12 protein-coding genes are annotated in these 21,811 nt (G+C 73.3%); 3 read left to right on the forward strand and 9 right to left on the reverse strand.

Features of this window, described 5'->3' with window-relative positions; all coding sequences use genetic code 11:
• Window positions 1–8 precede the first annotated feature (8 nt).
• Together fdhF and ACIGEZ_RS25945 are read right to left on the reverse strand one after the other, a co-directional pair.
• On the reverse strand, window positions 9–2,702 hold the full coding sequence (fdhF, locus tag ACIGEZ_RS25940; protein WP_399835102.1) for a formate dehydrogenase subunit alpha: 2,694 nt from the start codon (window positions 2,700–2,702) through the stop codon (window positions 9–11).
• Window positions 2,699–4,393, reverse strand: a complete 1,695-nt coding sequence (locus ACIGEZ_RS25945) for an NAD(P)H-dependent oxidoreductase subunit E (RefSeq protein ID WP_399835105.1) — start codon at window positions 4,391–4,393, stop codon at window positions 2,699–2,701. Before ACIGEZ_RS25945 ends, fdhF begins: the two co-directional genes overlap by 4 nt.
• A gap of 343 nt (window positions 4,394–4,736) precedes the next feature.
• On the opposite strand from ACIGEZ_RS25945, the gene ACIGEZ_RS25950 reads away from it, so the two are divergent.
• The 3 genes from ACIGEZ_RS25950 (at window position 4,737) to ACIGEZ_RS25960 (ending at window position 9,748) form a co-directional block, all read left to right on the forward strand.
• On the forward strand, window positions 4,737–5,951 hold the full coding sequence (locus tag ACIGEZ_RS25950) for a nitrate/nitrite transporter (protein WP_399835107.1): 1,215 nt from the start codon (window positions 4,737–4,739) through the stop codon (window positions 5,949–5,951).
• Window positions 5,952–6,071: 120 nt separating this feature from the next.
• Window positions 6,072–6,803 carry an ABC transporter ATP-binding protein gene (locus ACIGEZ_RS25955; protein WP_399835109.1) on the forward strand — a complete coding sequence of 244 codons (732 nt, stop codon included), beginning with the start codon at window positions 6,072–6,074 and terminating at the stop codon, window positions 6,801–6,803.
• Entirely contained in the window at window positions 6,800–9,748 is a 2,949-nt protein-coding gene (locus ACIGEZ_RS25960) for an ABC transporter permease (protein WP_399835112.1), read from the forward strand. Before ACIGEZ_RS25955 ends, ACIGEZ_RS25960 begins: the two co-directional genes overlap by 4 nt.
• A 228-nt stretch (window positions 9,749–9,976) precedes the next feature.
• Here the strand turns inward: ACIGEZ_RS25960 and ACIGEZ_RS25965 are convergent, their stop codons facing one another.
• The 7 genes from ACIGEZ_RS25965 to ACIGEZ_RS25995 all read right to left on the reverse strand — a co-directional run bounded on the left by ACIGEZ_RS25965 (window position 9,977) and on the right by ACIGEZ_RS25995 (window position 21,804).
• Window positions 9,977–10,837 (reverse strand): DUF3592 domain-containing protein, encoded by an 861-nt coding sequence (locus ACIGEZ_RS25965; protein ID WP_399835115.1) that lies wholly within the window; start codon window positions 10,835–10,837, stop codon window positions 9,977–9,979.
• A 42-nt stretch (window positions 10,838–10,879) separates the two neighbouring features.
• Window positions 10,880–11,980 (reverse strand): hypothetical protein, encoded by a 1,101-nt coding sequence (locus ACIGEZ_RS25970; RefSeq protein WP_399835118.1) that lies wholly within the window; start codon window positions 11,978–11,980, stop codon window positions 10,880–10,882.
• Window positions 11,981–12,557: 577 nt separating this feature from the next.
• On the reverse strand, window positions 12,558–12,800 hold the full coding sequence (locus tag ACIGEZ_RS25975) for a DUF5302 domain-containing protein (RefSeq protein ID WP_399835120.1): 243 nt from the start codon (window positions 12,798–12,800) through the stop codon (window positions 12,558–12,560).
• A 305-nt stretch (window positions 12,801–13,105) separates the two neighbouring features.
• On the reverse strand, window positions 13,106–13,729 hold the full coding sequence (locus tag ACIGEZ_RS25980; RefSeq protein ID WP_399835123.1) for an HD domain-containing protein: 624 nt from the start codon (window positions 13,727–13,729) through the stop codon (window positions 13,106–13,108).
• 95 nt (window positions 13,730–13,824) lie between these two features.
• A complete protein-coding gene (locus tag ACIGEZ_RS25985) occupies window positions 13,825–18,696 on the reverse strand; it encodes a NaeI family type II restriction endonuclease (RefSeq protein ID WP_399835125.1) in 4,872 nt (1,623 codons plus the stop codon).
• Entirely contained in the window at window positions 18,689–19,633 is a 945-nt protein-coding gene (locus ACIGEZ_RS25990; RefSeq protein ID WP_399835127.1) for an AAA family ATPase, read from the reverse strand. Before ACIGEZ_RS25990 ends, ACIGEZ_RS25985 begins: the two co-directional genes overlap by 8 nt.
• Window positions 19,630–21,804 (reverse strand): hypothetical protein, encoded by a 2,175-nt coding sequence (locus ACIGEZ_RS25995; RefSeq protein ID WP_399835130.1) that lies wholly within the window; start codon window positions 21,802–21,804, stop codon window positions 19,630–19,632. The genes ACIGEZ_RS25990 and ACIGEZ_RS25995 overlap by 4 nt, the downstream gene beginning before the upstream one ends.
• Between the last annotated feature and the right edge of the window lie 7 nt (window positions 21,805–21,811).

A 21,811-nucleotide genomic window follows, 5' to 3' on the forward strand; every position in this document is an offset into this window, starting at 1 on the left:
GGTGCCGATCAGTCGTCGGACGCCGCCGGTCGCAGCCGTACCGCCGTGACCTTGTACTCCGGACACGAGGTCACGGTGTCGGCGTGCTCCGAGGTGAGGGAGTTGACGCCGTCGGCCGGGAAGTGGAACGCGCAGAAGACCTGCCCGGGAGTCAGTTCCGTCCCGACGCGGGCGACGAGTCGCGCCTGTCCGTGTCGGCTCTCGACGGTGACGGGGGTGCCGTCCCGCAGCCCGTAGCGGGCGGCGTCCTCGGGGTGCAGGTCCAGGCGGTCGTGCGCGTCGAGAAGCAGGTTGCCACCGCGCCGGGTCATGCTCCCGGAGTTGTAGTGCGCCCATCGGCGCCCCGTGACGAGCACCAGCGGATAGTCCTGGTCCGGTTCCTCGCCGGGCGGCAGATAGGGGGCCGCAGACAGGTGGGCGCGCCCGTCGGGTGTGGCGAACTCGTGGGTGTACAAGGTGCGTTCGCCCGGCTGGTCCGGCGCGCGGCACGGCCAGGGCACAGCCCCCTCCCGGTCGATCCGCTCGTGCGAGAGTCCGGCGAAGAGGGGTGTCACCCGTCCGCACTCGGCGAGAGCCGCCGCCGGCGTGGGGCAGCCCAGGTCGGCACCGAGGGCATCGGCGACGGCGTGCACGACCTCGAAGTCCGAGCGCGCCGTGCCGGGCGGAGCCACCGCTCGCCGTACGCGCTGGAAGCGGCGATCGAAATTGACGAAGGTCCCGTCCTTCTCCAGCCACGAGGCCACGGGCAGCACGACATCGGCGTGGTGGGCTGTCTCGCCGAGGAAGAGCTCGTTGACGACGACGAGCGGGCAGGCGTCGAGGGCCTCGGCGACGCGCCGGCTGTCCGGGTCGGTCGCGCACACGTCCTCGCCGATGACCCACAGCGCCCGCAGCCGGCCCTCGCGAGCCGCCGCGAACATCTCGGGGATACGCATACCTGGCCGCTCGGGGACCGGCCGGCCCCACACCGCCTCAGCGCGAGCGCGGGCCTCCGGGTCGGTGACACGACCGTAGCCCGGGAGCAGATCGGGCAGGGCTCCCATGTCGGAAGCGCCCTGCACGTTGTTCTGGCCGCGCAGGGGGCTGATGCCGAACCCGTGACCGGTGCCCCCGACAGACCCGCGCAGGATCGGGAGGTTCGCCAGGGTCCTTACGCCGTCGGTGCCGTGCAGATGCTCGGTGACCCCGAGCCCGTACAGGACGGCCGGCCGCTCGGCGCGGCCGTAGAGCCGGGCGGCCTTCCTGATGTCGTCGGCGGGGACGCCGGTGATTTCGGCGACCCGCTCGGGCGGGTAGCCGGCCAGCAGGCCGGCGAGTTCGTCCAGTCCGGTGGCGCGCTCGCGGAGGAAGTCCGGGGCGGTCATGCCTTCGTCGACGAGGACGTGGGCGAGGCCGTGGAAGAGGGCGACGTTCGTACCAGGGCGCGGACGAAGGTGCACGTCGGCATGGTGCGCGAGGCCCACGGCACGCGGGTCGGCCACGATCAGGGACGCGCCCGTGAGCGCCCGCTGGAGGAGGCGGGCACCGACGACGGGGTGAGCTTCGACGGGATTGGCGCCGACGACCAGGAGACAGTCGGCGGTCTCGACGTCGTCGAAGGGGTCCGTGCCGCCGGCGCGTCCGAAGGAGGCGGTGAGTCCTGCGGCGGAAGGGGCGTGGCACAGGCGGGAGCAATTGTCGACGTTGTTGGTGCCGATGACCGTCCGCAGGAACTTCTGGAGGAGGTAGTTCTCCTCATTGGTGGCACGGGCGGAGGAGATCGCGGCGACCGCGTCGGGGCCGCCGTCACGTACCGCAGCGCGCAGGCCGTCGGCGACCCGGGCGACCGCCTCGGCCCAACTCGCCGACCTCAGAGCCCCGTTCTCGCGAACCAGGGGCTCGGTGAGTCGTTCGGCAGAGCCGAGATATCCGTACGCGAAGCGGCCCTTGACGCACGCGTGGCCCCGGTTGACGGGCCCGTCCCGGGCGGGCAGCACGGCGGCGACGCGGTCCTCGCTGACGACGACGTCGAGGGTGCAGCCGACTCCGCAGTAGCCGCAGGTCGTGCGCACGCGGTCATCGGGGGCCTGCCGCGAGGTGAGGCCCTGACCGGGTCCCGGCTGGGTGATCGCGCCGGTCGGGCAGGTGTCGACGCAGCCGCCGCAGGAGACGCAGTCGGAGTCGGCCCAAGGACCGCCAGTGCCCGGGGCGACGACCGTGTCGGGGCCGCGTTCGGTGAGGGTGAGCGCGAACGTGCCCTGGACGTCGGAGCACATCCGGACGCAGCGCCCGCATGCGATGCACAGGTCGCGGTCGAGATGGACGTACGGGTGGCTCTCGTCCCGCCCGCGCGTGGGGTCGGCGGCCGCCGTGTCCGCGGGGATTCCCAAGGCTCGGCACGCCTCGGCCAGTTCACTGTGCGAACTGTCAGCGAGCGCGTGAGGCGGGAGCGCCGAGGCGATCAGGCCGACCGCGTCGCGGCGCAGGTTCCGCACGTCCTCGTCGAGTGTGTCGACGTCTATGTCCGGCGTCGCGGGCGTGACGCAGGCGGCGACGGTTCGCCCGTCGGCGCGGACCAGACAGGTCCGGCAGGAGCCGGCCGGCCGGAGGCGGTCGTCGTGGCAGAGGGCGGGCAGTTCGGCCCCGATGGCTCGTACCGCGTCGAGCAGTGAGGCCCCGGCGGGCAGTTGGACGGGCACGCCGTCGACCTGGAGCCGGGTCATCGGTCCCATCCTTCCAGGGCCGGCCCGTAGGCGCGGGAAAGGCTGCGGACCGCGGCGGGGACGCGGCGGCCGAAGGCGCAGAGGCTCGCCTCGCCCATCAGGCGCGCCAGTCTTTCGTAGGACTCCCCCGGCCCGCCCCGGCCCTGGGCGAGGCCGAATCCTCGCCGAGTGCCTACCCGGCAGGGCGAGCAGGCTCCACAGCTCTCGTCGGCTGCGAACTCCCAAATGTGCCGGAGGAGTTCATACGGATCGGTGTCGGCGTCGAAAGCGACCATGCCGGCGTGACCGAGTGCGGCGCCGTGCTCGGCGAGCGCTGCCGTGGTGAGCGGCACGTCGAGCGCGGTTCCGGCGAGGAAGCCGCCAAGGGGGCCGCCGATCTGAAGGGCGACGAGCTCGCGCCCGTCCTTGAGGCCCCCGCCGAACCGGGTGACGATGTCGCCCACAGGAGTTCCGAGTTCGACCTCGTAGGCGCCGGGCCTGGCGAAGCGCTCGGACAGGCAGACGAGTTTGGTGCCGGTCTCGTCCGGTACACCGCGTCGTGCGTAGGCTGTGCCGCCGTGGGCGACGATCCAGGGCACGGCCGCCAGGGTCTCCACGTTGTTGACCACTGTCGGTGCGTCCCACAGGCCGTGGTCCGTGGGGTACGGGGGCCGAGGGCGCGCACAGCCGCGCGCGCCTTCGAGGCGGGCGATGAGGGCGGTCTCCTCGCCGGCGACATAGGAACCGGCTCCTTCGACGATCTCGACGAACGGCCGCGGACCGGCCGCCTCGACCGAGGCGGCCAGGTCCCCCGCCGCCGTCGCGCTCTCCACCGCCCGACGCAGCCGCGCCATGGCCCTCGGGTACTCGGAGCGCACCAGGACGATCCCGCGCCGAGCGCCGCAGGCGAAACAGGCCAGCGCGAGTCCCGCGAGGACGCGCTCGGGGTCCTCCTCCATGAGCAGCCGGTCGGCGTACGAGCCCGGGTCTCCCTCGTCCCCGTTGGCGACGACGAGGGTTTCCGGCTTTCCCGCCGCCGCTGCCCATTTGTCGGCCACCGGGAATCCGGCGCCGCCGCGCCCGCGCAGTCCCGAGGTCGTGACCTCCTCCCGTACGTCCTCGGGCCGCCGCCCGGCCACCGCCTCGCGCCACACGTCCCAGGCGGAGTGCCCTCCCACGATCCCGGTGAGCAGGACGGGCACCCCGGTGGTGTCCGCCACGGGGATGCCCGGCGCGCGCGGTTCCGTCCGCCCGCCGAGCTGGTCGGCCACGTCGGGGCCCGTGCGGGGCAGGGTGCCGTCGAGCGCGGCGGGACCCGCGTAGCAGTAGCCGAGGCAGTGCACGGTCTGCAGCGAGGTCGCACCCGCCTCGTCGACCGTGCCCGCCGTCACTCCGAGAGCCCCTTCGACTTCCGCCAGATGGCGTCCGCCCCGCGCGGCGAAGCACGCCGTCGCAGTGCAGACCCGCACATGCCGCTCGCCGCGCGGGGCGGCGAGATCGGCGAAGTACGTGGCGGGACCGAGCCCCGCGGCGGCCGGCAGTCCGGCTGATTCCGCAACCTGGGGTGCCCACTCCTCAGGCCCTTGAGCAGTGCCCGACCTGGCGCGCTCCAGCGCGGGCGGCAGCAGCCCCTTGCGTCCTCCGTGCCGTGCAGTGAGCAGGCGGAGCGCGTCTGGGCGTCTGCCCGGCTCCCCGGACATCCGACCGGTCATGCTCCCAGGGTGACCGGCCGTCCCTCCGACCGCATCCCAGCCGGTCATGGTGTTCACGGTTCCGCGCTACGCAGGGCGGACAGGAGCCGGCTGCGCTCCTCCCCGTCTCTCCCGACCGGCGGGACCGGGCCGGATCCTTGACGCTCCTGCCTCCGGTTCGTCCGTCACTCCCACCGTGCGAAGCCCCGGCACACCCCGCACAGGGCCGACCGGCCCTCGGCGGGGGGCCGGTCGGCCGTGGAAGGGAGCAGGTGGGCCCTGGAGCCGGGATCCGGCGTCGCCGAGGGTGGAGAACAGCAGGGCTCACGCTGCCCATGCGGATCACTCCCGGGAGGAGGCCACCATGGTCCAGAACACGGGGAACCGGGCGGTGGCGAACAGGCCGCAACCGTGGCAGATGCTTCTCCTCGCCACCATCGGGTTCGCGCTCTGCTTCTGGGCGTGGGCGCTGCTGGCTCCCCTCGGCCCACGGCTCAGGGACGACCTCGGCCTCAGCTCCTTCGAGCAGTCCCTGGTGGTCGCGGTGCCGGTGGTGGTCGGCGCGCTGGGCCGGATCCCCGCGGGGGCGCTGACCGATCGCTGGGGGGCACGCCGAGTCTTCCCCCTCGTCGCGGCCCTGACGATCCTCCCTGTGCTGTATCTGGGTCATCTGGCCGACTCTTTGGCGAAGGTACTCGCAGGGGGCTTCCTCCTCGGGCTCGGGGGAACGACCTTCGCCGTCGGCGTGCCGTTCGTCAACGCCTGGTATCCACCCGCACGGCGGGGCGTCGCCCTCGGGATCTTCGGCATCGGCACCGGTGGAACGGCCCTGTCGGCCTTCACCACCGTCCAGCTCGCCGACGCCGTCGGACGGGCCTTCCCCTTCGATCTCGTGGCCGCCTGCCTCGCCGTATACGCCGTGGTGGCCCTGTTCCTGCTCCGCGACCGTCCGGGGCGCGTGACGGCGACGGGGTCGATGGTCTCGCGCACGGCCCTGGCCATGCGTACCCCCGCCACCTGGCAGCTGGCCTTCCTGTACGCCGTGTCCTTCGGCGGGTTCGTCGCGTTCAGCGTCTACCTGCCTGCCTACCTCACCCGGGCCTACGAACTCGGCCGCTCCGACGCGGCACTGCGGACCGCCGGATTCGTCTTGCTCGCCGTCGCGATGCGGCCGGTGGGCGGCTGGCTGTCGGACCGTATCCATCCCGTACCCGTGCTGACCGCTTCGTACGGGCTCGTTTCGGTGTGTGCTCTGGTCGCAGCATTCGAGGCGGAACTGGTCCCGGTGGGAACAGCGGCCTTCTTCGGCCTGGCCGCCGGCCTGGGTGCCGGGTCCGGGGCGGTCTTCGCGCTGGTCGCACGTCTGGTTCCGGCCGAGCGAGTCGGCTCGGTGACGGGAGTGGTCGGGGCGGCGGGGGGGCTCGGCGGCTTCTTCCCACCCCTCGTGATGGGAGCGGTGGTGAGCATCGCGCACGACTACACGTGGGGGTTCGTCCTCCTCGCCGTCACCGCGACGGGTGCCGGAGCCCTGGCCGCCACCGCTGTCCGGCGACGCGCCCGGGTGATCTCGGATGCCTGACCGCCGTGGCACAGCCGCACGAGCGGGCCGTGCGGTGACCTCACGATTGGGCCCTTCGGCCCCTCCCCCGGGCCTGGGTTGCCGTAGCCGCCGCTCTCTCCGAGCGCTGGTATGGAAGGCATGAACACCGACCAGGCACTCCTCGTCGCCACCGGGGTACGCAAGATCTACCGGACGGGTTCCGTCGAGGTCGCTGCGCTGCTCGACCTGGATCTCCTTGTGCGCCACGGGGAGATGGTGGGAGTCATGGGGCCGTCCGGCTCCGGGAAGACCACACTCCTGAACTGCCTGTCGGGGCTCGACGACATCGACGGCGGCCGGGTGGAGGTCGACGGGCACGACCTGTTCGCGATGTCTGACGCGGCACGCACAGAGCACCGGGCTCGCACCATGGGTTTCGTCTTCCAGGCGTTCAACCTCATCCCGGTCTTCTCCGCGGTGGAGAACGTCGAACTGCCCCTGCTTCTCGTGGGCACCCAGCCGCGTGAGGCACGCCGCAGGGCACTGGCCATGCTCGACCGGGTCGGCCTCGGCCACCGGGTCGAGCACCGGCCGAGCGAGATGTCCGGCGGTGAACAACAGCGGGTGACCATCGCCCGCGCACTGGCCGGACGCCCGGCCATCGTCTGGGCGGACGAACCGACCGGCAACCTCGACAGCGCGATGGCAGACCAGGTCATGGACCTGCTGTGCGAGCTCAACCAGGACGAGGGGCAGACGATCGTCCTGGTGACCCATGACAGCTCCATCGGTGCGCGCGTTCCCCGGCTGATCCGGATGCGCGACGGGCAGCTCGTCGACGACGTCCGCCAGGCCGTCACCGCGCCCGGCGCGGACTCCGACGTCCCGTGAGGCTGACGATGTATCCGAACCTCCTCGTCCCCCTGCTCACCGTTTTGGCGCTCGCCCTCGCGGCCCTCGTGCTGGTCGCCGTCCGGCAGCCGGTGTCACGACGGCTGGCCTTCCGGCAGGTCGCCCGCCGGCGCACGGAGGCGGCGCTGGTGATCGGCGGATCCATGCTCGGAACGGCCATCGTCATCGGGGCCCTGGTCGTCGGCGACACCCTGAATTTCTCCGTACGGCAGGAGGCGTACCGGACCCTGGGGCCGGTGGACGAGCGCGTCGTCGCCCCGCCGGGGCCGACCGGACGCGCCGTCACCGAGCGGCTGGCCGCCCTGTCCGACGACCCCGACGTCGACGGCGTGCTGAACGCCCAGGCCACCCAGGCGTCGGCCGTCAGCCGCGCCGGGGACCGCACGGCCGCCGAACCGCGCGTCCTGGCCTGGCAGATGGACTTCGACGACGCATCGCGCTTCGGCTCCCCAGGCGGAGGCTCTGGTCTGGGCGGGCCGAACCCGAAGCCCGGCCAGGTCGTGGTCAACGAGCCGCTGGCCCGGTCCCTGCGTGTGGGCGCCGGGGATCCGATCACGGTGTATCTGTTCGGGGCGCCGCAGACGTACCGGGTCGAACGTGTGGTGCCGGAACGGGGTCTGGCCGGTGTGGGCCTCGGCGGCAGGCTGAACCGCGACGTGTTCCTGCCACCGCATGCACTGGACCACGCCGCCCGGGTCTCCGGAACGGAGCCTCGTTCCGTCACCTTCGTGTCCAATCGAGGCGGGGTCGAGAGCGGCGAAGCCCTGACGGACCGGGTGACCGCCGACATCCGGGAGGCTCTGGGTCCGCTCGCCGGCCAGACGGCGATCGAGACGCCGAAGCACACGGTCCTGCGGGACGCCAAGCAGGCCGGCGACTCCCTCGGAGCCCTGTTCCTCATGATCGGCAGTTTCAGCATCATCGCGGGCGCCCTGCTGCTGGTGAACATCTTCGTGATGCTCGGCGAGGAGCGGAGGTCCCAGATGGGCATGGTGCGAGCCGTGGGGATGAAGCGCTCGCGGCTCGTCGGGTCCTTCACCCTCGAAGGGGCGACCTACGCGTTGCTGTCGACGCTGCCGGGCGTGGCCATCGGGGTGGCCGTCGGCTGGGGCGTCGCCGTGGTGGCGGCGCAGATCTTCCAGGGCTGGTCTGTCGGGGGCAGCAGCATCCGGATCGCGTTCGCCATGACGCCCACCAGCGTCCTCAACGGACTGGCGATGGGACTGCTCATCGCCTTCGCCGCGATCCTCGCGACCAGCGTCCGCATCAGCAGGTTCAACATCATCGCCGCCATCCGTGACCTCCCCGCCACCCCCGGACAGGGGCCACGCCGCCGCCTGCTCGCGGCCTCCACCACCCTGGCCGTGCTGTGCGCTCTCGTTGCGGTCCCGGCCGTGGCAGGCAGCCAGCCCGACGCCACGTACCTCATGCCGGCGCTCGCCCTCGCCTTCGCCACTCCGGCGCTCCTGCGCGTCCTCCCCCGGCACACGACCACCACCCTGGTCGCCGGGGCCGTGCTCGCGTGGACGCTTCTGGCGCCAGTCATACGCCCCCGGATCTTCGACACGCCCTCGATGTCCGTGTACGTCATCCAGGGCGCCCTGTCGGCCTTCTCCGCCGTCGTGCTGGTCAGCGACAACCAGAGGACGCTGCTCCGCCCCGTACGGCGATTCCTCCAGCGCCCGACGGAAGGCGGCCTGGCAGCCCGGCTCGCGATCGCATACCCCCTGGCCAAGCGATTCAGGACCGGCGCGACGCTGGTGATGTACACGCTGATCGTGTTCGTCCTCGTTCTCTTGACGGAGATCTCGGGCACTCTGCGCGCCGGAGTCGACGGAGTCGTCGCCGACGCCACCGCCGGATACTCCCTCCGTCTGGACTACAACCCCCATGTCGCAGGCGACCGGCTGATTCCCGCCCTTCGCGACGGCCCGTCGGCCGCCGGGGTCGCCGCCGTGACACCACTGCTCAACGCCACGGGGCGGGCCAGCGATCCGGGACACCGCAGCTCTCAACCGCTGGACACCGCGGTCGTCGGCGTGCCGGACGGGGCGATCACCGGCATCACCTTCCGGGAGCGGCTGCCCGGCCTGACAGACGACCCTGCGGTCTGGCGGGCACTCGCGACCGACCCCCGCTACGTCGTGATCGACGGCTTCTTCGGCAGCACAGGCGGCCCGGCCGGCGACTACTACGACCCCGGCGACGCCCTCACCCTGACGGACCCCCGGACGGGCCGCAGCGAAGAGAAGGTCATCGCCGGCGTCCTCAGCAACGGACTGGTCTTCTACCCGGGAACCGGCGCCAGTTCGACCACGTACCCCGCCGTCATGGGCGAGCACGGCATGCGCGCGCTCTTCGGCCCCCAGGCACAGAACGCCTCCGCACTCGTGCGAACCAGCCCCGGAACCTCCCCCGACGCCCTGGCGGCCCAACTGCAGGGCGAACAGCTCTCGTCCAGCCTCGTCGCTACACCCATCGAGACGGACATCCGCCAACAGTTCGACTCCAGCACCGCCTTCTTCCGCCTCATGCAGGGCTTCCTCGCCCTGGGCCTCGGTGTGGGCATCACCGGCCTCGGAGTCGTCATGGTCCGGGCCGTACGCGAACGCCGACGCACCATCGGCATCCTGCGGGCCCTCGGCTTCCGGGCACGGACCGTCCAGCGGTCCTTCCTCTGGGAGAGCAGCTTCGTCGCCGTCGAGGGAATCGTGCTCGGATCCCTGCTCGGTGTGCTGACGACCTGGCTGATGTACAGCAACAGCGCGGCATTCGAGGGCCTCGAAGGCGGATTCCCGGTCGAATGGACCAGTATCTTCGGCCTGGCGGCAGCCACCTTCGCCGCATCACTCCTGGCCACGATCGGCCCGGCCCGCCGCGCGGCCGCGATCCGCCCGGCGCTCGCGGTCCGAGTCACCGAATGACCGGTGCTCGTTGGGCGGGGGGGGTGTACGGCCCAGCCGCACCACTGCGGCGCGCTCGGCTGCGGCTACCGCCTAGGCCGGATGGCCATCTCGGACTTGAACATCGTACGCATCATCGAGGTACTCCTGGACATAGGCTCCCTGCCTGCGTTTTTGCGGGTCAAGGGCGGTTTCCCCGCGGAACGACGGCTCGTCGCCGCGCGGCACCCGGGCAGCGCTCGTCGGGCGTCACAGCAGCATCGCTCCGACGACGACCGCCACCACACCGAGGAGGAGCGCCACGACGCCGAAGGCGGTGTCGAGGGAGCGGGATCGGTGTTCCGCCGCGAGATTGGGGGTGAACACAGCGGGGTCTTCGGGCGTGTAGTGGATGGTGACCTTGCGGCCGTAGGAGTTCGCTGGGTCGGGCAGCCCGTCGGTGCAGTAGGCGGTGACGGCGGTGCCCTCGTGGGTGGTGAAGGAGATGACCGGCGTGTGGCTGGTACTGGTGTGGCCATCCTCGTCGGTGCCGGTGTCCGTGAGCACGGCGATGACCCGGCCCTGAACGGGGGGCCGGGAGGTCAGCCCATGGATACGGCGGCTCGCCGCGCGTTCGTTCTGCGGCAGGTACCAGACTCCGGACATGGTCCAGGGCCCGCCGAAGCCGATCAGGGCCCACGGCCAGGCCCAGTCGACCGCGGCGAAGACCACCAGCCCGACGTAGATCAGGAAGATCGCGAAGTTCGGCCACCCGAGCCCGCGTCGGCCCGCCCAGAGGTCACCGACGAAGTGATAGGCGTGCGATCTCCCGCGCGGATAGCGGACACCGATCTCCCGGCCCGTCCAGGCGGCGGTGATCCTCTCCCCGTGCTCCCCGTCGTTCGTCACGGTGAACTCCTGCCCGGTGGAGGGGTCTTGGAAGGAGACGACCACGGGTATCCCGTCGTGCTGCGAGCTTCCGTGCCTGGGCTCCCGCACCCGCTCGATCCGCCCCGTGACCCTCACCGCCCGCTGCGCCCGGGTCACCCCGGCCAGCGACCGGGCGTACCCGACCAGCGCGAAGGTGCCGAACGCCCCGCACCACAGCGCCAGGTATCCCTGCAGGCCCATGTGTCTTCCCTCTTCCGTGAGATGCGGCCGACGCGGCGTCCGTCAGCGCGCCGGGGTGCGCCGCACCACCTTGCCCTGCGCGTCCGCCTCCAGCGAGGCCGCTCCCTCGGTGCCTGTCACACCGACCCTGACGGTGAGGGAGCCGGTGAGGCGCTCGACGGTGATCTGCCAGGTCTGCGGGGAACCGACCCCCAGGCTGCTCCTCGCCTCCTTGACCAGGGCGGGGAAAGCGGCGTAGGGCAGGGAATCCGGGTCGAACGTCGGGGCCTGCGCGCCGGTGGGCGCGTACACGACCGTCAACCGGCGTTCCTGTACGACGACGGTGAGCGCCGCGCGCGTGTCCGTGCCCTTGGCGAGCGAGCTGACGGCCCGGCGTAGTTCACCCTTGTCGAGGAACGACTGTTCCGGGCCGAGGGTGACCGTGCCGGACGCCGACGACACCACCGTGGTCGACGACGAGGAAGACGAGGAGACCGACGGCCCGGCGGCGGAGGGCGGCTGCGCGGAAGCGCTCTGGTCGAACAGGTCGGCGCGGAACAGCAGGACCACGCCGACCGCGGCGAGCAGCAGGGCGAGCAGCGTGACGAAGCCGACGGCACAGCCCTCGGGAGTCTCGCTCACCAGGGCCGGGCCGGGCGCGGAGTCGACGCGGGCCCCGACCGCCCGCTCCTCCCACTCCGGGGTCGGCCGCTTCACGATCCTCACCCGCCACGGCCGGTCCGGCGGGTACTGGACCACCACGACGCCGCCCGGCCGGTAGTCGGCCAGGTCGACGAGGTTGATGTTCTGCGTGAACGCGACGCGGTACGCCGGTACGTCGTCTGGCGCGACCGTCAGATCGAACCGCACCGCCACGTCGCTCGTCGCCTCACCCCCGACCGCCTCCAGGCTCTCGACCATCGCGAGCGCGGTGCGGGGCGCGACCGCCGCCTCCCGTGCCCGCCGCGGTGCGCCGACGAGGAAGAAGAGCAGGCCGTGGACCACGGGCAGGACCAGCCCCGTGACGAAGAGCGGCACGTTCTCGATGATGCCGCCGACGACGAGAGCGGCCAGCGACGCCCCGATCACACCACCCGTGAGGAACCCCAGGGCGACGGCGGCGGGGGTGTTGCGCGTGAGCGGCGCGCCCGTGGTGATGGCCATACGGGTGATTGTGCCGGGCTGGGGTGACGGCCGGAAGATCTTCCAACCTCCCGCCTTCGGGCCTGCCGGGTACGACTTCGTCAGCGGAATCGTGGTCGTGCCGGCCGGCCGATCGCCGCAGCACTCCGTACACCGGCGGTGGCCACGGTGGCAGCGACGCGGGCCCCCTTCCATGGCGGGTTCCCCCGCGGCAGCCGTCGGCGTGTGCCGGGTGATCCGGTCGGCCAGGTCCCGTGCGGCGTCGAGGAGTTCGTCCGCCGGTACGACCGCGTTGAAGAGGCCGATCTCGGCGACGGCCACCGGGGGCAGGTCGCCCGACGGCGCACCGAGGCAGGGCTGGTGACCGGCGGACGATACTCGGAACGGCCTCGTCATCGGAGCCCTGGCCGTGGGCGACACCTTGACTTCTCCGTAACGGCCACGACGTCGACCGCCAGAGTCCCCTGCGATCCCCGATTTCGAACGCGAAGGGCGACCGCGCTACAGCATGATGGAGGGGTGGCCGCCGCCTCGCTGAGCCCGGATCCACCTCGTGAATCCTGATCGGGGTTACCGACCGGCTGTCGGGTGGTTCGACTCAGCCGCCGCTCTTACGCCTGAACGACCGCTGGCTCGCAGCCGGGCCGTGCGCCGCGCGCACCTTCGACGCATCCGGGTTGGCGCCGGCATCGGCCGCGTCCGCCTGCGCACCGCGCTTGCGCGCCAGGGCCTCACGGAACTTGCGCTTGAGGTCGTAGTTGCCGTCGCTGTCCGGCGCCAGAGGGGACGTCTCGGGGTCGGCCGACTCCGAACCTTCCGTAGGTACGGGCTCTGCGGTCATGGTGACCTCCTGTGGTTCGGGGGTGGGCCAGCACAGCTTGTCATGCCGGGCGCGGTCGGTGCGCCGGCCCCCGGGCCGTTGCGACGCACGGGGGCGGCCCTGCGGACCCAGGCGAGCCTGCGGGCCCGGGTTGACGGTCGCGGCCCGCCCGTCAGAGCCGGAAGCGGCCGGCGGTGTGCCGCTGGTCCGCTCTCACGCTGGCATGGACAGTCACGGTACGACTGAATTCACCGCCCTTCCGGATCAAGCCGGACACCGTGGGCCCGGCTTGGTCCGGAAGGTGGCCCGGAAGCCGTCAGGTCCGTTCAGCTGTCCAGCGGGTGCGGGTTCGCCAGGATGCGCTCGGCGAGACCACCCCGTACGGACGCCGCCGGGGAACTCTCCGGCTTGCGGGCCGCCTGGTCGCGGAAGCAGGCCAGGAACTCCTCCGCGAGGCCCTCGCGGGGGTACCTGGCCAGGACCTCCGCGCGGAACCCGGCGGTGAAGTCGTCCGCGTTCCGCCCCGAGATGTCCACAGCGGTGGCCCGCTCCAGCAGATGGCCCTCGGGGTCTTCCCGTACGTCCACCGAGTCCCACATGTGTCGCACGATGACCTCGGACAGTCGCTGCCGGCGCTCCGCCGGCCACCCTGCCCCGGCGCCGAACACCCAGGCCACGTGCCCTCCGGCCTCGTCGAAGGCGACGGTGTGGCTGTCGAACTCGGGAGCCAGCCCTATGTCGTGGAGCAGCGCCGCCACGTACAGCAGCTCGGCGTCGTGCTCGATGCCCCGGTCCGCAGCGTAGGCGGAGGCCCACACGTAGGACCGTACCGAGTGGTTCAGGAGGGCCGGGGTGCAGTAGGCGGTGGCGACTTCGAGAGCCGCGGCACAGGCGGCGGTCTCGGGGGCGGCGGGTACGGTCAGGGCTTCGCGGGACGTGTGGAGAGTCATGGTTCCGAGTATGCCGACCGCCCGGGCCTCTTTCGGTCACCGGAGCCCCGAATGCCTCCTGGACGGCCTTGGGGCCGATGCGCCTTCGCGCTTCCTCAGCGGCTTCGGCGCAGGCCGGGGAACCCCTCGGGGAGCGGGGCGGGTTCGTCGTCCTCGCGGGCCAGGACCCAGGCGGCGCCGTCGGCGACGATCGAGGGGCGGGCGCCGTGGTCCGAGCGGCGGCGGACCAGGGGGGCGCAGAGGTATTCGCCGGGCTCCGGCACCGGTAGGCGCAGGGTTTCGGCCGCGTCCCGGCCGCGGGCGTTGCCGGTCAGGAGGAGCAGGCCGTCCTCGCGGAGGGCGACGGCCGCGAGGCGGACGGTGCGGTCCGGGTCCTGCGCGCGGATCAGGGGGCGCAGGGCCGAGGCGGGGACGGGACGGAGGCGGACCTGGCGGAAGAGTTCGCAGACGCGGGTGACGTCGTCGGGGCGGGAGAGGACGGTGTCGCGGGTGGCGGGGTCGAGGCGCAGGAGGACGTTCTCGGGGAGGGGCGCGTCGCGGTGGAGCCAGAGGACGGCGGTGCGCCGGGCTTCGGCGGTGAGGGTGGCGGAGCCGTGGCGGCTCGTACCCGGAGCGAGCAGTTCGGGGCGCAGCCGGATCAGGCCGGCGGACCAGCAGGCGCTCGCGTCGTCCGCGTACACGAAGAGGTGGACGGCGCCGGGAGGTCGCCAGGCGAATCTCCAGCGCGGGCCTTGGACGGTGAAGGTCAGGTCGAACGGCACAGCTCCTTGCGGCCGTTGCCATACCAGGTCCGTCGCCCGGCCTGCCTCGAAGGGGAAGGAGCCTCGCAGCGCGCTCCCCAACGCGTGGGGGAGCCGCGCATGTTCCTCCAGGCGCAGGTACGCCAGGTCGAACCGTCCTGTGGTCCGCGCGTCGAGTGCCGCGTCGAGGCAGTCCCGCAGGATCCGCGCCATGCGCCGGCCGTCGGGGTCGAGTTCGTTGAACACCCGTGCCAGGGCGAGCAGTTGGGTGTCGAAGGCGGACAGGTCGACGCGTGGGGTGAGGATCACGCAGACCTCCGCGCCGTCCTGGCTGCGCACCTCTCGCGCGGTGTAGCGCTGGTTCAGGGCGTCGGGCAGGCCCTCGTACACCTCGGGAGACACGCACAGTGTGGCGGCGCGCGGGTAGTTCTCTGACACCCTGCGGAACTCGGCGGAGCGCAGCATGGTGCGGGTGTATTCGACGCCCAGTCCTGGGGACGGGTCCTCGCGTCCGACGCGGACCGGACCGCTGTGCACGGCCAGTCGAAGCGTGGTGTGTTCGCCTGCGGCATCCAGTCTGACCGGCAGTCCGTCGACCAGCTCCTCCAGCAGCCGGTCGACGGGCACGGCGGGGTCGACGAGCAGGAGGAGGCAGTCCTCCAGGGCCCGGATCTGCCATCCGTCCGGCCGGAGCAGCGCGCTCACCGCGAGAAGGGCCTTCGCCGCCGCCGTGAGGCGCTCCGCCTGGGCGGAGGACTCCACCGCGATGATGGTCCTCCGGCCGGGGAGGCCCTGGGGTTCCGCCGGCTGGGGTGCCTGCGCCGCCTGTGCCGTGGCGAGTACCCGGGAGGCCTCGTGCCGGCCACGCTCGTCTCCGACGCCGTCGATGATGCTGACCGCACGCCGTGCCGCCGACTCCGCGTCGGCCGGAAGGTCCAGGAGGAGCAGGGTCTCTGCCAGGCGGATGAGGACCCGGCCCTCTTCTGCGTGCAGGCCGCGGTGACGGAGATGGGCGCGCAGCCTGCGCTGGGCGGCGAGCAGTTGGTCGGGGGCGTCGGATGCGGCGAGGGCCTGTTCGAGGAGGCGGAGGGCGTCGCCGGTCTCGGGGCTGAGGGCGGTGGCGCCCACGTCGAGGTGGCGCAGTGCCTCCTCGGCCCAGGAGAGCGCCGCGCGCGCCCCGCCCGACTGCCTCGACTGCCTCGTGAAGGTCAGCCGGGCGAGCAGCGAGGCGGTCAGGCCGCGGGTGGCCGGGTCGCTCTGGAGCTGGGAGCTGCTCGCCTGGCGCAGGGTGTCCCAGGCGCCGTCCGGGCGCCCGGATGCCTCCTGGGCGTGCGCCAGCGCGACCACGGCCCGGATCCACGCCGTGTCGGCGTACAGGGCCCGGCCGTCGATCAGCGAGCGGGCGGCCTGTCCGAAGCGCGCGCGGTAGAGCGGGGACGTGGCGGTGTGATGGAGGAGGAGCAGGGTGTCCGCCGTCATCCCGCCGGCCCCCCTCCCGGAGGGCACGAGCGCGTTGGGGATCCATACCTCCGGCTGTGGCGCGGGCGTGGCCTCCGCGCCGAGCAGGACGGGCAGGGCGGTGCCGGGGCTGCGCTCTTCGCAGAGCGCCGCGGCGGCGGCGCGCCGGAAGCGGGCGATGCGCTCGCGGGCCACGGTCCTTCGCGAGTCGAATCCGGACAGGCTCTCCACCTCGGCGTGCACGGCGGCCTGGAACGCGTAGCGCTCCTGTCCCGAGCGCTCCAGGAGCCCCGCCCTGACGAGGACGTCGAGCCGTGCGGCGGCTTCGGTGGCGTCCCGGTCCAGGACGGCCATGGCCTCCTGCAGGGTGCACTCCCCCGCGGTCGCCACGGCGAGGCGGACGAGGTCGGTGTCGAGGCCCCCGGAGAGGTGCGCGAGCCGGTGCCGCAACAACGCCCGTGGATCCATGGGGGGTTGACCGGTTCTCGACCGGGTCGGCAGACGGTCCGGCAGGAACGCCGTGGCGTCCGGTGAGGCGAGCGCGCCGCCCAGGACCCTCAGGGTGAGCGGCCACCACCTGCCCGAGCCGACCACGGCGTGGTCGAATCGGCCTTCGGGGTCGGGGCCGGTGCTCGCGGCCAGCAGCCGGACCGCGTCCGCGCCGGCCAGCGGCGGCAGCTCGACGCGGCCGGAGCCGCGCAGTCCGTACGGCTGTTCCCGCGCGGTGAGCAGGACGGCGCACCCCTCGGGCGGCTCGGTCCCGAGGATGCGGATCTGCTCCGGGGTGCCGAGGTCGTCGAGGACCAGGAGCACCCGCCGCCCTGCCAGGGTGCGGCGCAGTTCGTGCTGGAGCACGTCCGCCGTCCGCCCCTCGTCCGTGGTCCCGGTGTCCGCCGCCCCCAGGTCGCGCAGCACCCCGCACAGTGCCGCCTCCGGTGGCACCGGATCCCGGGTGGAGCCGCGCAGCGGCACGTACAGCACGCCGTCGGGGAAGTGCTCCCGTACGCGGTGGGCGACGTGCAGGGCCAGGGCCGTGCGGCCGGCGCCCGGAACGCCGCCGGGTGCGGTGAGGCAGACGAGGCGGGCCATTCCCGCCGTCAGGTCCCGGACCAGCTCCTCCACGGTCTCCCCGTGCCCGACGAACGGCTCCGGCGCCGGCGGCAGCCCAGGCTCCCCTTCCGCGTCCACGGGCCCCGGCTCCTCCTCCGGCTCCGCGAAGCCCAGCAGCTCCAGCGTGCGCCGGGACGCCCTGGCGAAGGCCTCCTTCTCCGCCGCCAGGTCGTGCGGGCCCTGCCCGTCGTGCGCCACGGAGGGGAGGCGGGCGGGGCCTGCGCCGTGGGTGGCGACGTAGCGGTCGAGCTCCTGGTGCACGGCCCACAGTTCGTGGGCGGGGAGGTGCTCGCGGAGGACGGCCTGGGCGTCGGGCGGAAGCAGGAGTTCCACTGCGCCCCCGGTGCCGTGTTCCTCCAGGCGGAACACCCCGCTGGTGACGACCTCGGCGACGTCCGCGACGGTGGCCTCGGGGACCAGCTGTTCGCGGACGAGGTGCAGGAGCCGCAGGCTGAGGCGGTCGAACGGGGAGCAGAGCACGGCGAGCCGGGCGGCGCGCGGGGAGGCGGTGCGCAGGAGGTTCCGGGCGAGCGCGGCGGGTGGCAGTGGGGTCGCCGGGGGCCGGTTGGGGCTGGTGGTGCGGCCGGTCGGGGGCACGAGGACGGCGGTGCACCCTTCGGGGGCGCCGCGCATGAGGGTGTGTGACCAGCGGGCGAGGGAGTGCGGGGTCAGGGACAGGACGGGGACGGGCAGCCAGTCGCCGTCCTCGTCCGGGCCCATCGGGTCGAGCAGGGGCGGGGGTTCGACGGGGACGCGGCTGCGGTGGGTGCCGGGCGCGGCCGGGGAGAAGCGGGCCGTGGGCAGGTTGAGGCCACCGCGCCGCCAGAGCTTGGTGGGCAATGGGTTGAGGACGGCGGTCGGGTGGGCTCCGGCCCAGTCGCGGAGCAGGTGCCACACCTCGGGGCGCCGCCAGGCGTCGGCCATGCAGTCGGAGACCACGACGACGAGCCGGCGTCCGTCGGCGGAGCGCAGCTGCCCGGGGACCCTCGGCTCGCCCGCCCCGTCGAAGGTGAGGTCGTGGACCTGGAGGGTGCGGAAGGCGCCGAGCCGGTCGAGGACGCCGGTGAACTCGGCGATGGTCTCCCGCCATACGCGCATGCCGGGTGAGCGGTCGACGACGAGGGCGAGGTCGAACCAGCGCTCGGGCGCCGCCGACAGGACCGGGATCAGCTCGCCGCTGCGGGCGTAGCCGTCGACGGTCGCCTCGATGTCGAGTTCGGCACGGCGGCCGCGGGGCCAGCGCCGCTTCCAGGGCCGCAGGGCGCGGGTCAGTTCCAGGGCGCGCGGCAGGCCCGGCGCGCGGGGTGCGGCGACGGCGTGGCCGCGCACCCGGTTGCCACTGCCGGGGAGGCGTTCGTGCAGGGGCCGGGCGGAGGGGGTGGTGGCGCCGGGGCCCGTGGGTCCCGTGGCCGGGCCGGGGGTGGCCCGCGCGGCCTCGGGTTCCTTAGCTCGCGACGGCGTGTCCGGTCGCTCAGGCCGGTCGGCCGCCCCGCCGGCGGAGGCGGAGGCGGACGGCTGCGGTGCGGGCCTGTCGCCCGCGGCGGCCTGCTCCTCGGCCATGTGGGCGGCCAGCCAGAGCGCCTCCGCGAGCGCGGTGCCGTCCAGGTCGGGGACGGCGTCGCGCAGCGCGGAGAGCAGCCCGGGCAGCGGATCAGGCATGCGAGAGCTCGCGCAGGATCAGGTCCTCGATGGCCTGCCGCCGGTTCTCGTCCGGCGCGCCGGCCCCGGCGAGCAGGTGGACGGCGTTGAGCAGCTGGTCGACGGCGAGGCTCTCGCCCGCCGTGAGCCGCTCCAGGAACACGGTGAGCAGCCGGCCGGCCTCGGGGGTGCGGGCGGTGTCGGCGCCCATGTGGGCCTCGACGATCCGCAGCAGCGTCTCGGGGGTCGGCAGCGGCATGGTGAAGCGGACGCAGCGGCGCAGGAAGGCGGCGGGGAAGTCGCGTTCGCCGTTGCTGGTCATCACGATGAACGGGAACTCGGTGCACTGGACGCGGCCGCGCCGTACCGCGTGGTGCTCGTCGCCCTGCCACTCCCGTACGTCGACCACGTCGGTTCCGTAGCGGGCCAGTTCGGGGATCTCGAACTCGCCGCGCTCCAGGACGTCGAGCAGGTCGCTGGGCAGGTCGAGGTCGCTCTTGTCGATCTCGTCGATGAGCAGCGCCCGGGGCCGGCCGGTCGGCAGCAGCGCGGTGCCGAGCGGGCCCATGCGCAGGAAGGGCGCGATGTCGTCGGCGCCGTGGTGAGCCTTGAGGCGCTGGGCGTGGATGCGGCCGAGGGCGTCGTAACGGTAGAGGGCCTCGGTCAGGTTGCTGCGGGAGGTGATGTGCCAGCGCAGGACGGTGCCGAGGCCCAGTTCGGCCGCGACCTGTTCGATCACGGTCGACTTGCCGGAGCCGGCCGGGCCGGTGACGAGCAGCGGGCGGCGCAGCGCGAGCGCGGCGTTGACGGCTTCGACGAGGCCGGGCGGTGGCACGAACTGCTCGTGCAGCGAGCGGCGCGGGAACTCCCGCCAGGGCGGGGCCGGGGGGAGTGCGACGCGGTCCTCGTCGCCGGCCGGCGCGGTGCCGTCGCCGACGTAGAAAGGCTGCCAGGTCATACGGGATTCTCCCCCTCCGTCGGGAACCGTTCAGGGGAGAACTGTTCCTGACCGGTGTACTCGCGATCGAACCATTTGCAGAAGTCCAGCCACTCGGGACCGTCCCACACCGTGCGCAGTCCCGCGAGATGGCGCAGCCCGCCGTCGCCGTCCGCGCCCGCGCACTCCTCGTCCGGCTCGGCCCGTGCGCTCCACTTCTCCCGGTACGCGCGGCTGAACTCCGCGGGCAGCAGATGCCAGTAGGTGTCCACGGAACGTCGTACCGGAGCGGGTACGGGGGTGGTGTGGGCGGTGTCGTCGGGCCACAGCACGATGGGCGAGGAGGCCAGGAGGGTCTCCATCATGTCCTTGAGGTGCGCGGGCCGGTGCTCCAGGGCGACGGCGCGGGTGCGGGGCGCGTCCCGCCGCAGCCGTTCGTGGAGTTCGTCCACCCGGCGGGTGTCGGACTCGCCGATCCAGTCGACGCGGCTGCCGTCGGCGTGGCTCGCCATGGCCTTCAGGGTCCGGCGGGCCTGGTCGTTGATCCACCACAGGTGCTCGGGCGGCTGGATCCGGTCGCTCCAGCGCAGCACCACGTCGTGCAGGGCGCCGAGGCGCATGCCGAAGTCGGTCTCCTCCGGGCGCCAGGTGGCGAGCAGTGGGGCGGGGGCGGCGATCTCGACCCGGCGCAGCGGGGTGTCGAGCGCGTCGGCGTGCCGTGACGCCCAGCGCAGGACGAGGGAGAGCGCGCGTTCGGCCCCGGTCCGGTCCTGGGCGCAGGGGAACTCCTCGCGGTGGCGTACGGTGCCGCCGTCGAGCAGCCAGGCCGCGAGTGATTCGGGCCAGTCGTCGCCGACGGCGGAGTGCAGGCTGACGACGAGCCGCAGTCGCATCTCCCGGTTCCGGTCGGCGAGTCCTTCGAAGGCGTCGTTGAGGTCGATGGCGGCGTCGACGTCGGCCGCCCAGCCGCGCAGGGCGTGGTTGCGCGGGTCGACGTGGGTCTCCCGGGCCAGTACGGCGACGAAGGCGGCGAGCGGCGCGGTGCGGCGCTGTCCGGCGCGCGGGGCCCGGAGCAGCAGGTACTCGACGGCGTCGCGCAGGAGTTCGGTGCCGGAGGAGTGGGGCAGTGGGGCGAGGGGGGCGGGGCACGCGTCGGAGAGGGCGCGGCGCAGCAGTCCGGTGGTCAGGTCGGCGCCGGGCCAGTCGCCGAGCAGGGCGAGGGTGCGTACGGCGTCCTGGAGGGCGGCCACGACGCCCCGCGCCCAGGCCTGTTGGGGGTACGGGAGGGTCGCCAGGCGTCCGTGCAGGGCGTCCAGGTCGCGGGGGTGGGCGATGCGGTCGGGGGTGGGGGCGCAGGCGTGAGGCTGGGGCGTGCCGTCGGGCGGCCGGGGCGGCGTGCTGTTCAGCGGCTGGAGTGCCCGGTCGAGTGCGGCGCGGCCCACGGGGCCGAGGAGCGAGTCGGGGCGGGGCGTGGCGTGCCGGGCGTTGTGGGCGAGCCACAGCCGGCCCTCGGCGAACTGGGCGCCGTCGTAGTCGGCGTGGAGGACGGCCTGGCCGAGGGCGCCGCCGTCCTCCCGTACGGCGTGGACGACGGCCGCCGGGGAGAGGGTCTCGCCCGCGTCGGCGACGCCTGCATGGAGCACCTTGACGAGGGTGCGGCTGAAGCGGAGCTCGTACGCCTCCTCGTCGGCGCCGGAGCCCATGAGCAGGGAGAGCCGGCTGTCACCGCGCCGGATGCCGCCGGCGAGCGACTTGAGGTCCGGCAGGGCGTTGCCCGCGTGGCAGGTGTCGACGAGGGTGACGACCCCGCCGAGGCCGGGGGTGTCGAGGAGCCCGGTGAGGAGCGAGCCGACGTCCACGGCGGTGAGCGGCTCCTCGGCGCGGGAGTCGCCCGCCATGAAGTACAGCCGGGTTCCGGCGGCCATGCCGTGGCCGAGGAGGGCGAGGACGAGGACCGCGCCCGCGCCGGCGGCGGCGAGGCCGGCCTGCCGGACGGCCTTCTCGATGCGCGCCTGGGTGAGTTCGGGGCCGTACAGCAGGGTCGGGCCGTGCGGCTGGTCCTTCTCGCAGGCGCCTGCCCACGGGGTGGTGAGGGTGTCGTGCAGGGCGCGGGCGGCCTGCTCCAGTTCGTCGAGCAGGCCGAGTGCGGGGCACTGGGCCCCGATCACCAGCACGTGTCGCGGTCCGCTCATCGCCCTG

The organism is Streptomyces sp. NPDC085481, from assembly GCF_044541845.1.
In the GTDB taxonomy this organism is placed as follows: Bacteria; Actinomycetota; Actinomycetes; order Streptomycetales; family Streptomycetaceae; genus Streptomyces.

Coding starts and splice junctions, on each gene's coding strand:
- ACIGEZ_RS25990 (WP_399835127.1), bottom strand. CDS start 19,633: ATGACCTGGCAGCCTTTCTACGTCGGCGACGGCACCGCGCCGGCCGGC.
- ACIGEZ_RS25950 (WP_399835107.1), top strand. CDS start 4,737: ATGGTCCAGAACACGGGGAACCGGGCGGTGGCGAACAGGCCGCAACCG.
- ACIGEZ_RS25975 (WP_399835120.1), bottom strand. CDS start 12,800: ATGACCGCAGAGCCCGTACCTACGGAAGGTTCGGAGTCGGCCGACCCC.
- ACIGEZ_RS25985 (WP_399835125.1), bottom strand. CDS start 18,696: ATGCCTGATCCGCTGCCCGGGCTGCTCTCCGCGCTGCGCGACGCCGTC.
- ACIGEZ_RS25970 (WP_399835118.1), bottom strand. CDS start 11,980: ATGGCCATCACCACGGGCGCGCCGCTCACGCGCAACACCCCCGCCGCC.
- ACIGEZ_RS25995 (WP_399835130.1), bottom strand. CDS start 21,804: ATGAGCGGACCGCGACACGTGCTGGTGATCGGGGCCCAGTGCCCCGCA.
- fdhF (WP_399835102.1), bottom strand. CDS start 2,702: ATGACCCGGCTCCAGGTCGACGGCGTGCCCGTCCAACTGCCCGCCGGG.
- ACIGEZ_RS25955 (WP_399835109.1), top strand. CDS start 6,072: ATGAACACCGACCAGGCACTCCTCGTCGCCACCGGGGTACGCAAGATC.
- ACIGEZ_RS25945 (WP_399835105.1), bottom strand. CDS start 4,393: ATGACCGGTCGGATGTCCGGGGAGCCGGGCAGACGCCCAGACGCGCTC.
- ACIGEZ_RS25980 (WP_399835123.1), bottom strand. CDS start 13,729: ATGACTCTCCACACGTCCCGCGAAGCCCTGACCGTACCCGCCGCCCCC.
- ACIGEZ_RS25965 (WP_399835115.1), bottom strand. CDS start 10,837: ATGGGCCTGCAGGGATACCTGGCGCTGTGGTGCGGGGCGTTCGGCACC.